Source organism: Enterococcus sp. DIV1682a (assembly GCF_051711005.1).
Lineage (GTDB): Bacteria > Bacillota > Bacilli > Lactobacillales > Enterococcaceae > Enterococcus_B > Enterococcus_B hirae.
Window position 1 is genome coordinate 1,999,923 of record NZ_JBIOLT010000001.1, and the last position, 14,203, is coordinate 2,014,125.

Annotated in this window: 13 protein-coding genes; 3 read left to right on the forward strand and 10 right to left on the reverse strand. The window is 36.5% G+C overall.

Annotated elements, in window-relative coordinates:
• Nucleotides 1-6: 6 nt before the first annotated feature.
• Both IGJ23_RS09170 and IGJ23_RS09175 read right to left on the reverse strand, forming a co-directional pair.
• Nucleotides 7-345, reverse strand: coding sequence for a putative DNA-binding protein (locus IGJ23_RS09170; protein ID WP_010718477.1), 339 nt, complete (start codon nt 343-345; stop codon nt 7-9).
• Nucleotides 305-808, reverse strand: coding sequence for a DUF523 domain-containing protein (locus tag IGJ23_RS09175; RefSeq protein ID WP_010718478.1), 504 nt, complete (start codon nt 806-808; stop codon nt 305-307). Before IGJ23_RS09175 ends, IGJ23_RS09170 begins: the two co-directional genes overlap by 41 nt.
• Nucleotides 809-1,003: 195 nt before the next feature.
• Here IGJ23_RS09175 and IGJ23_RS09180 point away from each other — a divergent pair, with 195 nt between their 5' ends.
• Nucleotides 1,004-1,708, forward strand: coding sequence for a response regulator transcription factor (locus IGJ23_RS09180; RefSeq protein ID WP_010718479.1), 705 nt, complete (start codon nt 1,004-1,006; stop codon nt 1,706-1,708).
• Nucleotides 1,705-3,438, forward strand: coding sequence for a sensor histidine kinase (locus tag IGJ23_RS09185; RefSeq protein ID WP_034700840.1), 1,734 nt, complete (start codon nt 1,705-1,707; stop codon nt 3,436-3,438). The genes IGJ23_RS09180 and IGJ23_RS09185 overlap by 4 nt, the downstream gene beginning before the upstream one ends.
• A 99-nt stretch (nt 3,439-3,537) precedes the next feature.
• Here the strand turns inward: IGJ23_RS09185 and IGJ23_RS09190 are convergent, their stop codons facing one another.
• The 5 genes from IGJ23_RS09190 to IGJ23_RS09210 form a co-directional block, all read right to left on the reverse strand.
• Complete coding sequence (locus IGJ23_RS09190) at nt 3,538-6,003, reverse strand: cation-translocating P-type ATPase (protein ID WP_094940362.1); 2,466 nt, start codon at nt 6,001-6,003, stop codon at nt 3,538-3,540.
• Between the two features lie 182 nt (nt 6,004-6,185).
• Nucleotides 6,186-7,076 carry a phosphate ABC transporter substrate-binding protein gene (locus tag IGJ23_RS09195; RefSeq protein WP_010737921.1) on the reverse strand — a complete coding sequence of 297 codons (891 nt, stop codon included), beginning with the start codon at nt 7,074-7,076 and terminating at the stop codon, nt 6,186-6,188.
• Nucleotides 7,077-7,651: 575 nt separating this feature from the next.
• Complete coding sequence (locus IGJ23_RS09200) at nt 7,652-7,861, reverse strand: hypothetical protein (protein ID WP_207433515.1); 210 nt, start codon at nt 7,859-7,861, stop codon at nt 7,652-7,654.
• A 221-nt stretch (nt 7,862-8,082) separates the two neighbouring features.
• Nucleotides 8,083-8,247, reverse strand: coding sequence for a hypothetical protein (locus IGJ23_RS09205; protein WP_207433517.1), 165 nt, complete (start codon nt 8,245-8,247; stop codon nt 8,083-8,085).
• Nucleotides 8,248-8,387: 140 nt separating this feature from the next.
• Nucleotides 8,388-8,864, reverse strand: coding sequence for a hypothetical protein (locus tag IGJ23_RS09210; RefSeq protein ID WP_010718484.1), 477 nt, complete (start codon nt 8,862-8,864; stop codon nt 8,388-8,390).
• Between the two features lie 206 nt (nt 8,865-9,070).
• Here IGJ23_RS09210 and IGJ23_RS09215 point away from each other — a divergent pair, with 206 nt between their 5' ends.
• Nucleotides 9,071-9,415: a hypothetical protein gene (locus tag IGJ23_RS09215; protein WP_014834534.1), complete on the forward strand. Its 345-nt coding sequence runs from the start codon at nt 9,071-9,073 to the stop codon at nt 9,413-9,415.
• A gap of 150 nt (nt 9,416-9,565) precedes the next feature.
• On the opposite strand, the gene IGJ23_RS09220 is transcribed toward IGJ23_RS09215, so the two are convergent.
• From IGJ23_RS09220 to copB, 3 genes are all read right to left on the reverse strand, one after another.
• The gene (locus tag IGJ23_RS09220) at nt 9,566-10,144 is read right to left on the reverse strand and encodes a hypothetical protein (protein WP_063627365.1); all 579 of its coding nucleotides are present in this window, start codon (nt 10,142-10,144) and stop codon (nt 9,566-9,568) included.
• A 59-nt stretch (nt 10,145-10,203) separates the two neighbouring features.
• Nucleotides 10,204-11,496 carry a helix-turn-helix domain-containing protein gene (locus tag IGJ23_RS09225; protein WP_010737923.1) on the reverse strand — a complete coding sequence of 431 codons (1,293 nt, stop codon included), beginning with the start codon at nt 11,494-11,496 and terminating at the stop codon, nt 10,204-10,206.
• Between the two features lie 457 nt (nt 11,497-11,953).
• Nucleotides 11,954-14,197: a copper/silver-translocating P-type ATPase CopB gene (gene copB / locus IGJ23_RS09230; RefSeq protein WP_207433521.1), complete on the reverse strand. Its 2,244-nt coding sequence runs from the start codon at nt 14,195-14,197 to the stop codon at nt 11,954-11,956.
• Between the last annotated feature and the right edge of the window lie 6 nt (nt 14,198-14,203).

Here is a 14,203-nt window from a genome sequence, read left to right on the forward strand (position 1 = left end):
ATTCCTTTATTCTTCAATTTCTTGGATCTGTTTCACATAATCAAGGAGAACTTCATCTTTAGGATAAGTTTCCTTTACATAAGTTTTCATTTTTTCTAATAACTGTTCCCGAACAATATAATTAGAGAAAAGATGGAGTTTCTTTTCATAATCTTCTAAAATCTTACTGGTTCGTTTGATATTATCGTATACTGCTTGGCGACTTACTTCATACTCTTCTGCTATTTCTCCTAATGAAAAATCGTCTGCATAATACAACTCCATATAATTCATCTGTTTTTCGGTTAAAAGCGTAGAATAAAATTCAAAAAGTGCGTTCATTCGGTTCGTTTTCTCGATTTCCATTCTGTTCACCTCGCAATTTCAACCATTCTTCATCAGAGAGTACGGTCATCTTTTGTTGGATAAAATAAGCAGTTGCCACACCAGTTCCAGACTTCAAGGTTCCTGAAAAACTCCCATCATAAATAAGAGAGGAACCACAAGAAGGACTTTTCGCTTTTAATATCACTAAATCTATTTCTTGCTCTTTTAATTTTTGATAAGCATGGATTGCCCCTTCTTGGTAGGCTTTTGTGACGTCTTCACCATTTGTAGTGATCACTTTTGCCTGACCATTCCAAACGTCAAATCCATCGCCACCAACGATTTCTGCTGGGGCTCTAGGAGTTGAAAGACCGCCCATTACTTCAGGACAAACCATGATCGCTTTACCTTCAGCGACCAGTTTCTTTAATTCCGGCACAGCTTTTTCTTGTCCATCATACCGACATAAGACACCGCCTAAACAAGCGCTAATTCCGATCAATTGCCACTCACTCCTTTATCCAACAAAGTGCCTTCCTATTATACCATTTATTTAGTTGGTAAAATAGTCCTTCTACTGGATTCTATGCTAAAATAAGAAATGTCTATTCATGACACTTAATAAAAAAAACCAGGCATTAGTTGATAGCTGTTTTTAAATAAACAAAAAGAATGAACGCAAGAAAAGGGAGAAGTTATGAAAAAAGTATTAGTGGTAGATGATGAACCTTCAATCGTCACATTGTTGACATTCAATCTGGAAAAAGAAGGGTATCAAGTAACAAGTGCTTTAGACGGACAAAAAGGACTGGAATTAGCACTGGAAGAACCTTTTGATTTTATGATTTTAGATGTGATGCTGCCTTCTATAGATGGTATGGCAATCACCCAAAAGTTAAGACAAGAAAAAATTGATACTCCAATTTTAATGCTAACAGCCAAAGATGACCAGGTCGATCGGATCATCGGTTTGGAAATTGGTGCTGATGATTATTTAACAAAGCCTTTCAGCCCTAGAGAAGTACTTGCTCGAATGAAAGCTATTTTTCGCCGCATCGAACCACGCCATGTCCAACAAGAAGAAGCAGAACCTGCTTACCTAACGATTGGACAGATCAAAGCAGATTTAACGAATTTCCAAGTAACCGTAGAGGAACGACCGATCGAATTAACGCCAAAAGAATTTGAACTGCTCGTTTATTTTATGAAACGAAAAGATCGTGTAATTGATCGTGATACGCTGCTAAATCGCATCTGGAATTTTGATTTTGCAGGTCAAAGTCGAATCGTTGATGTCCATGTCAGTCACTTAAGAGAAAAAATCGAAAGAGACCCTAAACATCCAAAATATTTAGTGACAGTTCGCGGTTTTGGCTATAAATTTCAGGAACCAAAACGATGAATTGGAAAAAAATTTCTGAGCGTGTCTTCTTTTTCATTCTCTTAGTGGGACTCTTTTTCGGTGGCTGGCAAATGATTTCTCAATATTTCAAACAACAAATCATCGAGCAACAAGAAAGCTATCTTTCAAAAAAAGGGCAATTGCTGATCCAGCAATTGACTATTGATGATTTATCTTCGAAGCATAATCAAGCAGTTTTAACAGACTTTGTTCATCAATCAAATGAACGACTAACCTTATTAGCTCCAAATGGTACAATCCTATTCGATACGACCGATCACTCACTACGAGGGCAGCGAAATACTCGTCCAGAAATCAAAGCAGTCCTTGATGGCGGCTCACTAGGTACTTCTTTAAGAATGAGCAGTACGTTAAAGGAAGAACTATTATATGTAGCACTACCGATCAAGAAGAATGGGCAGTTGGAAGCCATTATTCGAATCGCAGAACCAACAAATGGCTTTTTGCCAAGAACAGAAAATTTTCGTCGTTGGGTCTTTTTCTTCTTTTTGGTTTTCTTCGTTGTTTTGTCCAGTATGAGCTATTATTTGGTTTATCAACGTAACCGTCCCTTGAAAACCGTGCTGCCCGTCTTAAAGAAAATGGTCAAAAACCCTGATAAAACCGAGACCATCATGCAAACTTCTGATCAATGGGAAGAACTTTACCAAACGATCAATGCTTTGAGTGAACAAATGAGTAAAGTCTATCGTGCCTATACGACCACTGAAGAACAATTGTATACTCTATTGAATGAATTAATGATTGGTGTCTTTTTGATCGATTCAGAGTCACATCTGCGGTTATTGAATCCAAAAATGCAGGCACATTTAGGGGTACATGATTATCAGCCTAATCAACGGTATACTGAGATCATTCAAGAGCCAAAATTAATCCAATTGATTCACCAAGTTACGCCAAATGAACCATTGATCCATCAAGAAATTACTATTTCAGAGGGACAACAAACATTAGACATCAGCTTACGTTACTTCAATAGTTCTGAAGAGACTGGGCAGATTCTAGGCGTGGCTTATGATCTCACAAAAGTAAGACGATTAGAAAAACTGCAAAAAGACTTCGTAGGAAATGTTTCTCATGAACTTAAAACACCGGTTACTTCATTGATCGGATTTACTGAAACACTGCTAGATGGAGCCAAAGATGACCCAAAAATATTGAATGAGTTCCTATTGATCATGCAAAAAGATGCGATTCGTTTAGATAAGCTGATCCGAGAAATCATTCAGCTATCAAAAGATGAAGAAACAGCACACGAAACGCAAACCATCCATTTAGCAACTTACTTTGAACAAATCATTCAAAGTTACCAACCAATGATCGAAAAGAAACACTTAACCCTGGAAATGCAACAGAAAGAACAATCATTTACAACTCAAACTGAACTCTTATACCCGATCATCAAAAATCTGATCGAAAATGCAATCCAATATTCTAAAGAATCAGAGAAAATAATCATCCGTTACGAGGTTGACAACCAATTGACATTCTCCGTCCAAGACTTTGGTATTGGGATTGATCGTGAAGATCAAGAAAGGATCTTTGAGCGCTTCTATCGAGTGGATAAAGCACGTAGTCGACACTCAGGTGGTACTGGTCTAGGTCTGGCTATTGTGAAAGATTACGTCAATCTCTTGGGTGGTACGATCAAAGTGGAAAGTCATCCAGGAATGGGGTCGACTTTTACCGTCACCATCCCTCCAGCATGATCACCTTTAAATCTTCAAAAAATGAATGAACAAGTGAAATAGCGGAACAGAAAAAAATAGGCGGTTGGCATAACCGCCTATTTTTGTTTTGTCTATCTGTTAATCGTGTTTATTGTCTACTGAAAACAGCACTTTGAGCCAGAACCAAGCAGACCGTTTTTTCTTTCCATCCTTCAATTGGCTGTAATTTTCGATCATTCGCGTATACTGCCGGAAAATCGAGTCCGCCGCAAAAAATAGAATCAAAAGCAACAGAATCGAAACGGGTGAAATAGCGGAGATAGAAAATAATTTATGCAGAAAGACGACTGAAAATAAGATACCTGCTGCACAAAATAAAATGATCCGCCCTCTGAATTGGTTCAATGGGTGACAAATTTTATAGAGTACGAGAAAACCAACCGCTGTCAGTAGCATCGTTGAAGCAGTGGAAACATCTGTCTTATTCAAATGCAAGATGACACCACCTACCACTAAAGTCCCCACGACAGTCATATCTGTTAGCCCACCAGGAATGGCTTTTTCTAAGACATTCACAATAAACTTTCCTTCAATTCGATTTTTGTTTTCTTCAAGAGCAAGTAAAAACGATGGCAAACCAATCGTAAACAGACTAATCAAGGTAATTTGAGAAGGCTCCAACGGATAAGTCAATGCGAACAAGACAGAAAAGACGGAAAGTAAGAAAGAAAAAATATTTTTTACTAAAAACAAACTAGCAGATCGTTCAATATTATTAACAACTCGCCGACCTTCTGCTACGATCTCAGGCATTCTAGAAAAATCAGAATCTAATAAGGCAACTTGCGCAGCTTGGATCGTTGCTTCGTTGCCAGAAGCCATAGCGATACTACAATCAGCTTCTTTCATTGCTAAAATGTCATTGACACCATCACCAGTCATCGCAACTGTATTTTTTTGTTTAAGAAGCTGAACGAACTGCATTTTTTGTTCAGGCTTAACCCGTCCAAATACGGTGTATTTTTCCACTGCTGAGAGATAATCTTCCTCAGCAAGTTGAGAAACATCAATATATTGGTCTGCATTAGCAATGCCCGCCTGTAATGCGACAGTTGAAACGGTCTGCGGATTATCCCCTGAAATCACTTTGATTGCTACCCCTTGTTCCTTAAAATAAGCAAATGTGTCAGGGGCTTCTTTTCGAATTGGGTTGGCAATCAAAAGATAAGCAAGCGGAATCACTTCTGCTTCTAAAAGTGCTTCGCTCAATATTCCTTGGTAACTACCGAAAACCAACACACGGTAGCCTTGATCAGCATATTGACTAAATTCATTTTTAACTGTTTCGAAACGTTCACGTAAAACCATTTCTGGCGCTCCTAATACATAGACCCCATCCGCAAATGTTACGCTACTGAATTTTTGTACCGACGAAAAAGGCAAGATAGATAAAGGCTCTTGATCTGTAGGCTTATTAAAGTACGTTTTGATTGCTTGCATCGTCGCATTGTCATTTGCCATAGCTTTAGCATAATCTGAAATGAGTTCTTGAATCCTAGTTGCCTGTTGCTCCGCCTGCTCATTTTTAGCAATCACTAGTTTTTGTACAGACATCTGATTTTCAGTAATAGTTCCTGTTTTATCTACACATAGTACATTAACCCTTGCTAAAGTCTCTATGCTTTTCATATCATGTAATAATACTCGTTGCTTAGCTAAACGAGCGGCACTCATTGCTAGAGCGATCGTTGTCAATAAGTACAAGCCTTCTGGTATCATCCCGATTAAAGCTGCTTCCATGGCTACCACACTTTCTTTGATCGTGTTGCCATTAAAAAAGTAACTTTGTGAAAACAAAGTGATGCCGATGGGAATAATAATGATCCCGATCCATTTGATTAATTTATTCAGCGAAGCAATCATTTCTGATTGTTCGCCTCCTCCCATTTTTTTTGCTTTTGCTGTTAATTGGGAGATGTAAGAGTCATAGCCAACCTTGTCTAATCGTACATAAGCCTTACCAGAAACGACAAAGCTCCCTGACATCAAATAATCATCTACTTCTTTCACGATCTCATCTGCTTCACCTGTCAAAAGTGCTTCGTTGACTTGTAATTTACCGTCTAAGACATAACCGTCTGCAGGAATCTGTTGACCCGTTTCGAGCAAGATGACATCATCTAAAACTAATTCCTCCATATCGATCTTATTGGCTACGCCGTTTCTTACGACTGTAACTTTTGCTGCATTCAGTACACTCAAATTATCTAATATCTTTTTTGAGCGAATCTCTTGATAGATAGCAATTCCCGTGTTTGCAAGAATCACTGGCAAAAAAGTCAAATTTTTATAGGAACTAACTAGACATAATAAAACTGCTAAGACGATAAAAATCAAATTAAAATAAGTAAATATATTTTGCAAAACGATTTGTTTGTTCGTTTTAAATGATGGGTCGATCGTTTCATTTGTTGCTTGAGCATGCACTCGTTCTGCAACTTGCTCATCTGTTAGCCCCTCTCGATAATCGGGAGCATACCTTGTAATATTTTTAACTGAAGTTTGATCTTTTTCAACTTCCGTTTGATGACTAAATATTCTCATTTACCGTTTACCTCGATTATTAGTATTATATTTACCTTAATACATTTGTAAAAAAAAAGCCTATGAAATGACTAATAAATATCTTTCATTACTGTCATATTCATTTGCAGGAAATAGCTAAAAAAAAAGCATGCCTGTTAAAGGCACACTTTTAGGGGTAGCAGATTTGAGTACATGATTGCTTATTTTAAGTTTCCTTCAGCATCACGTTCTACTTTCATCGCAGTAATTGGTAAGTAACCGAGTTCTTTCACCGGTCCTTGTTGGATTTCGTCTGTCATCATATAATCTAAAAATTTTTGAACTTCTGGGGAAGGCTCACCTTTTGTATACATGTGTTCATAAGACCAAATTTTCCAACTGTTGTCAGCAACATTTTCTTCTTTTGGTTCTACACCATCAATACTTAAAGCCTGTGTTTTATCATCCAAATAAGAAAAAGCAAGGTAGCTGATTGCGCCAGGAGTTTGGCTAACAATTTGTCGAACAGTTCCTGATGAATCCTGTTCTTGTGATTGTACTGGAGTAGCACCATCTAATCCCCACTTTTCAAAAGTAGCTCGTGTACCACTACCATTTGCCCGATTGATGACATTGATTTTTTCATCTTTCCCACCTAGTTCTTGCCAATTGGTAATTTTTCCAGTGAATATATCAATTAATTCCTGTTTTGTAATATTTTTGACGTTCGTGTCTTTATTGACGATTGGCGCCATACCTACCACCGCAACTTTATGATCCTTTATTTTACTTGCATCTACGCCTTCTTTTTCCTCAGCAAAGACATCGGAGTTTCCTATTGTCACTGCCCCAGACTCGACCTGACTTAACCCAGTACCACTTCCGCCACCTTGGACAGAGATTTGATAGTTGGGATTTTTTTGGACAAAACTTTCTTGTGCTGCATCGACTAGAGGTTGGAGCGCAGTAGATCCGACAGCCACGATTTTGACTTGATCGCCAGAAGTTGCAGAATTATTTTGTGCTGCGGAGCCATCCGTGCTACCAGAACCGGAACCACAGCCAGCTAACATAAGACCTAAAACACCTAAAGAAAATAATACTTTTTTCATTGATATACCCCTTTCTTATTTACAAGTAAATTGTAGCAATCCACTGTAAATCCTGCATATTGAAGGTGTAAATATCCAGTTAATTTATGTAAAGTTATCGTAAATCCAAGCCAAATAAAAAGGCTCCGTACTTTTTGATGTTGGTGAAATTCACCGACAAATTTTTTATGATGTAAAAACAGAGAGAAGAGCCCCCCTGAAATCCTTTAAACCATGATCCGTCACGTAAAACTATTTTAACCAAAAAAAAAACACAGAAAGAAGTTTTCTTCTTTCTGGCCAAATGATTCTAGACTTTCTCTTTACCAACGTCATTTGACAAAAAGCCCTATTCAAGTAATAGAATAGCAATTGGGATTAATGATTCTACTATGATTGAAGAAGTAGCAATATGCTATATTTAATGTCATGCAGAACAACACTTCGCAAACAAAGTTACTTTTCAAATTTAGATAAATGGGTTATAATAAAAATGAAAGGGCATGCTGTAACATGCCCAGTGTAGTCCGTTCAAAGCGGATGGCATTTTTTAACAAGTTTAGAGCCTGTCTACTCTGCCAAAAGTTGAGACGGCTCTATTTTTTTTGTTCTTTTTTGAACTTTAACCATGCTAAAATCGAATCACTAGCTTTCGCTATTGCAGTAATTATTACTGCTGCTCCGATAATAGCAATGATTTGATCCAATGAGAAAAAATCAGGCATTTCCTTTCTAAAGAGTACGTCCAACAAGCTAATAAGCTCATAGGCACCACGCCCCCTCAATTGGATTTGCCAAACCGCCACAAACTTTCTACAATAATATTATATCATAGAATAAAGATCTTTAGCTTGCCTAAAAAGGCTATTTGAATTTTTTAAATAGGTTGATTATTATACGAAAAGAGATATTTCCTTTGCGAAATATGTAATACATTCAGTTATTCGTTCTTTTATATTTCGATTTGATTTTCTTCATTGTATTCTTCTTCAGGCAACATTACTTCATTCATATCTTCATCCATTGATTACGTATCTAACTTCTTACTTAGTGAATACTCCATTTCTATGTTTATTCTAGTTTGTTCTACCACTTTTTCTTTGAGTTCTTCCTTTTGTGGGAAACGAAGCTGTTTTTTCGCTATTTCTAACTTCTCTTCTATTTCCTTAAGTTGTTCTTGCTTTCCTGCCATCCTTTCAGGTATTTTTGTACAGTGTTTTCAAAACGTCGAATCCTGCCAACGCCTGTTTTGGGATCAAAAATCTTTGACAAAGAGCAAAAAAACACTGTTCGCTACTATCATTTGCTCACAATGTTTCCTCTTTATTGAACCTATTTATTAACTTCGCCGGACAGTTTTTCTTCTATTCTTAATTTTGCTATAGAATAAAAAATGACTGCTAATAAAAACGAAAGAATCGCTAGATAAAAACTTGGTTTAATGGTCAAAAAGTACATCGAAGTTTCCCCTGTATCTTTCAATCCACTTTCACTTAAGCCATTCGGTCCAACAATGATTCGTGGCAGAATAGAAAAAAAGGAAGTAAAAACCAACATACAAGAAAAATGAATCAAATGCCAATTATAACTATTCATAAATTTATTTGTCAAAATCAAGCTCATACTCACTAAAAAATAGAATAGTGTTAAAATTGGAAAATTTTTCGATACTACAATCCCAGTACCATGAATTAGCCCCAAAATTTCTGCTCCCTGAACAACGGCATTCACCCAAGTAAACGGCAACAGCAGAATTGGAAAAAACCAAAAAAATAAATACAATTGTTCAAGTTTTATTTTCTTTTTCATCACTTTACTCCTACGCGATTTTTTCTTTCACCTACTATAAGCGTTTTCTCTAAAAAAATTAGGGGGAAAATCTTTTTTTTTAGAGATAAGGCTATGAGAGTTTATTCATTTAATCTACAAATTTCAAAAAAGTGTTTGATTATTAGCTGGTTGATTTTAGAATGAAAGTAGAAGAAATCGGATTCACCTGATTGGGGGAACACACCATGAAAAATCATGGAAAAAAATTAATTTTGCTCTTACTTTTCATTCCGTATGTGTACTTCTCTTTACTACTAGATTATCGGTATCATTCTGTTTTTGGCTTGATTTTTTTGATTTTTCTGTCTTTTTACGCTGGCTTTAGCTTCCAGAAAAAGCAACAGTTACTCTTTCTCTTCTTTATTAATATTAGTTCAACATTCATTTCTTATTTGATTTGTCACTATTACTCTGATTGGCATTTCTTTTACCAGCCATTCAAACCAACCCAACTGATTTTACTGCTTTCGGTTTTGTATTTGATCCCTCAAATTCTTGGGGCTTTTTGGGCAAGAATTTTCACTCGTTAAATCAGTGAATCGAAAAAATATGACTAGCAAAGGATCGGTAACCACCCAATTTTTATAGAAAATCAGCTATGATTTCTCATTGATCCTTGTAAAAAAGTCTGAAAAATCATAGCACCGAAAGAAGCAAAAAATAAAAATTTACGCTATTCATTAAAGTTCATGTAGATAAATTTTTTTTATAATAATTTTATCAAATAATTGTGATTGACTGTCTTGTTCACCAATAATCTCAGCAATTACTGTACGACTGTTTGGTTTTCTACGTAACTGATAATTGATCTTTCCAGTTGCGGTCAATTCGTTTAACATATCGACCACTCCTCCAAAGCCCGTCTTTTTCGTAATGAAACCTAGTGTAACCATTCGTTCATCTAAATTTTTAGCAGAAATCGTTACACCAGTAATCAAATAACGTTTCAGTGTTTGTACCAACTCATCTAGACCATCAGAAGTCGAAACGACAGCAGCTGTTTGGTCAGTGTAGTTTCCAAGTAGTTCATTACTTTCTATAGGTGCCTGTACTTCTTCATTTGCCTTCTGACGTAAATCTGCTAATTCTTGTAACAGTGTTTCATATTGCTCTTGTGTCAACATCACTCCTGCAACTTTTTCACGATTAAATATATATACACCGGTTTCAGCTTTTCTTGCCTGATCAAATACATCCATCGGTGATCGTTTTACTTCAGTGATTGAAGATGTAGGAACTTCTAATTTCTTTAAATCCAAAAGACATCCTCCTTTACTCATCTTCTTTATTATAACACACCCTTTTCATATGATAAAAATCAATTTTTCGTATCAATCCAATAATCAATATCTGATAGTAGACGATCTACCCCAAAAGAAGGTTGGTAGAAATAAGTCTTTTGATGTTTACTATTATTTAATGGAAAAAAATGGTCCGTAATAATCAATTGTGCATAACTTGGAGGGATTGATCGAGTACAAACATGTATGGAGGTCCGTTTTCGATGTCGCAAGGTCTTATCCAGAACAGAAGCTAGGCGGCGCGCTTCCTCATGATCGTAACGAAAAAAAAAGACGATTTTTACTTCTGGTGGATAGATTTCCAGGTATCCTCTTTCTTGCAAAACTTTAAGTAAAAGTAGGCCCCATTCATACGATGGATATGTAAGTGCTTGTTGTAAAGCCATCCGGTATTGATAAAGTTTTTCATTAACATTCGGCACCAAACGCAAGCTTTCCTGATACTCATGAAATTCCTCTTTGACTACTCTTTCGTGTAGCCCAATTGAGTAACGGAGCCACTCTTGATAGATAACTCGCGTGATCGTTGTTTTATTCGTACTTTCAAATTCACTAGCCAACCAAAACAACGAATCCAATTTCTCTGTTAAGGTCATTAATTTTCGGTAGATTTTCGTTTCTTCAATTTTTTTCCAGTATTTTTCGATAATGATGTTGCAACTTAAACGAACGATACAGCGGTAATTTTTTTCGCGGACAGATAAACGTTGTTCGTGTCGGAATAACAACTCTGGAAAAAGTTCAAAAAAAAGCGTGCGATGTTCGTCTAATATTTTGATTTCGGCATTTTGGGCACGTGTCTCCAACAAATGGATAAATAATTCGGAAAAAGACTGTTCTGTATCCCCAATAAAAAAGAGGGGAAAATCTTTAAGAAAACAGAAAAAAAGATAGCGTATCTTTCTTTCAGAACCATAAAGTTGTTGTTTTCGATAAGAAAAAGACAAATGATATTCACCCAGCCATTTTCTTAGACGCTCTTGTGAGGAGCGATCATACTCTTGTTGATACTCCGTGTTCAAAATCAAATCCTTCAATAAGCAAAAGGACGAAGAGTGGATCAGAAAATCAAACAACAAATAGGGCTCACTGTAGCCTTTATTATAAATCAGCTTTACGCTTTTTTTATGTTGAATCAGTTGGATCGGAAAATCTCCTTCTTCTAATCTTTTTAAATATCGATCGATCGTTTTTACATCAACTAATAGTTTTTCTGCTAGATCCGTTTTTTTCCACGATAAATCTTTCATTTGATGGATCAATATAAATAGATTTTGTACATTTTTTGACAATAATCTTTGCCACTTCATTGGCGTTCCCTCACTTATTTTTTACTGTGTGTTTCAGGAGTACGATCAACTATAGATTAATACATCTCCCTATATATAAATTACGAAAAAAAACATTTTTTCTTCTTTAATTCAAACGAAATTCATTAAATTCTAATTTAACAGATCGAAAAAGTTAACTACTGCTATTTTTTTCTTACCGTCACACATTGAACTGTGCAAAATTTCGTACAATGGGAACAACTATGGTTACTGATTATTTCTTGAATCCCTCTCTCAACCCTTCTCCTGCCATTTTTTCTTTTCATTTTGTCTACATAAATAAAAAAGACAATCTTTAACGACCTTTGCTAAAATTGATTCGCTGAAAAATAGCTGCTTGCCAGTTTTCATTTGAATAAATTTGCTTGTGTTTGTCCTTAAAGATTGTCTTTTTTCTATTCTTACACTCACTCGTTAATCAAGTAACGTTAACAACTTATTTTAAAGTTAAGGCGTTGAGCGCAACGACCACTGTACTTAGTGACATCAAGACTGCTCCCACTGCTGGGCTTAAAATAAGTCCGATCGGTGCTAAGATTCCTGCTGCTAAAGGAATAGCAATAATATTATAACCAGCGCCCCACCAAAGATTTTGGATCATTTTTCTTCTTGTTTCTTTTGCTAATTCTAAGAAATGCAAGATATCTTTGGGGTCACTGTTCGTTAAGACAACATCTGCAGAATCAATCGCAATATCAGTTCCTGCTCCGATTGCCATACCTATCGTTGCCCGTGCTAAGCTTGGCGCATCATTGATGCCGTCACCAACCATGATCACTTTTTTTCCTTGATCAAGATATCTTTGAACGATCGCCTCTTTGTCATCTGGCAGTAGACCACCGTAATATTCATTGATTCCAAGATATTCCGCTACTGCTTGGGCTGCTTTGGGGTTATCCCCAGTCAACATGACTGGGATAATATTTTTTTCTTTGATCGCTTGGATAAACTCTTTTGCTTCTGGTTTAATGACATCTCCTAGAGCAATCACAGCCACTAATTTATCTGAAACTACTAAAAAGCTGACAGTGTTTCCTTGAGCTTCATAGTTTTTTAATCGTTCAGGGTCGATTTTTAGTCCTAAACGTTTTGCTTCTTTTTCATTAATAATTTTAACATCTTTGTCTTCCACAGTTGCTTCTAAACCAACACCTGCTAAATTTTTTTGTTCCTGTGCTTGATAAGGAGTAATCTTTTTTTCTTTTAAATAATTCATTATCCCAATCGCTAAAGGATGATTTGCATGTGCTTCTAAAGCACCGATATATTTCAAGATTTCTTCTTCTTGATAAGCTTCATCTAAAATCTCAATACCAGTTACAGTAAATTTCCCTTGGGTCAACGTGCCTGTTTTATCTAACATGATCACATCTAGATCATTGGCTTGTTCCATCGCATTCCGATTTTTCAAAAGCAACCCATTTTTAGCTGCGATCGAAGTCGAACGAGCAACGACTAATGGAATTGCAAGTCCCAGTGCATGCGGACAAGCAATGATGAACACGGTGACCATTCGTTCTAGTGCATCTGGTAGATTTGCTAGGAAGAGCCAAGCAATAAAGGCGATGATCCCAACTACTAAAGCCACATAAAATAACCATTTTGCTACTTTATCTGATAGAAACTCTAATTTAGATTTTTCTCCTTGGGCTTTTCGTACCATCTCCATTACTTTTGCAAGGTAACCATTTTCGCCAGTACCTGTTACAGTAATTTCAATTGTTCCGTCGCCATTAATTGATCCACCAATGACCGAATCGCCCACTTGCTTTTTAACCCCTTTGGATTCACCCGTAACAGCAGATTCATCAACAATGGTATGTCCTTTGTCGATCGTCCCATCCGTTGGCATCTTGTCTCCAGCACGAACAATTAGACGATCACCTTCATGGACTTCTTTTAAAGAGACGGTTTCTTCAGTCCCGTCTTTTTTCAATCGTTTTACCGATTCAGGTAATAATTCTGCTAATTTTTGTAAAGCATCGCTGGCATTAGAGACTGCATTCATTTCGATCCAATGTCCCAATAACATGATTACGATTAACGTTGCTAATTCCCAGAAAAAATCCATGACATGTGTATGGGGGTTGATGAGGTTGGCTATAAAAGAATACACACTATAAACATATGCGACGGTAATCCCCATAGCAATCAGTGTCATCATTGCTGGACTTTTTTGTTTCAATTCCATTTTGGCTCCGCTTAAGAATGGTTGTCCGCCATAAATAAATAAAATCGTTGCCAGAACCAACACCACCCAATTAGAACCAGGAAACGTCACTTGAAAAGGAAAGGACATCCCCATCATCGGTGAAAAAAGAATAATCGGAATCGCTAAAATCAGAGAAAGCCAAAATTTTTGCTTAAAGTTCCCCATGTGCATAGAATGATCCATTCCACCCATATTTTCATGACCCATGTGGCTATGATTCATTCCACTCATATCTTCATGATCCATATGGCTATGATTCATTCCACTCATATCTTCATGATCCATATGGCTATGATCCATTCCGCTCATGTGTCCATGCGTATGGTGTTGATCCATATTTTCCATTTTTCCATGTTCCTGTAAATTATTCTTGGTATTCGTTTGTTCTACAGTTATTTTTTCCTCAGGATTCTTTCCAATAGCGCCCTTTTTATTTGTTTCATTCTCAGGATCTATTCCATTATTCATCTTTTT

Coding starts and splice junctions, on each gene's coding strand:
- IGJ23_RS09190 (WP_094940362.1), bottom strand. CDS start 6,003: ATGAGAATATTTAGTCATCAAACGGAAGTTGAAAAAGATCAAACTTCA.
- IGJ23_RS09185 (WP_034700840.1), top strand. CDS start 1,705: ATGAATTGGAAAAAAATTTCTGAGCGTGTCTTCTTTTTCATTCTCTTA.
- IGJ23_RS09195 (WP_010737921.1), bottom strand. CDS start 7,076: ATGAAAAAAGTATTATTTTCTTTAGGTGTTTTAGGTCTTATGTTAGCT.
- IGJ23_RS09170 (WP_010718477.1), bottom strand. CDS start 345: ATGGAAATCGAGAAAACGAACCGAATGAACGCACTTTTTGAATTTTAT.
- IGJ23_RS09210 (WP_010718484.1), bottom strand. CDS start 8,864: ATGAAAAAGAAAATAAAACTTGAACAATTGTATTTATTTTTTTGGTTT.
- copB (WP_207433521.1), bottom strand. CDS start 14,197: ATGAATAATGGAATAGATCCTGAGAATGAAACAAATAAAAAGGGCGCT.
- IGJ23_RS09205 (WP_207433517.1), bottom strand. CDS start 8,247: ATGGCAGGAAAGCAAGAACAACTTAAGGAAATAGAAGAGAAGTTAGAA.
- IGJ23_RS09225 (WP_010737923.1), bottom strand. CDS start 11,496: ATGAAGTGGCAAAGATTATTGTCAAAAAATGTACAAAATCTATTTATA.
- IGJ23_RS09180 (WP_010718479.1), top strand. CDS start 1,004: ATGAAAAAAGTATTAGTGGTAGATGATGAACCTTCAATCGTCACATTG.
- IGJ23_RS09215 (WP_014834534.1), top strand. CDS start 9,071: ATGAAAAATCATGGAAAAAAATTAATTTTGCTCTTACTTTTCATTCCG.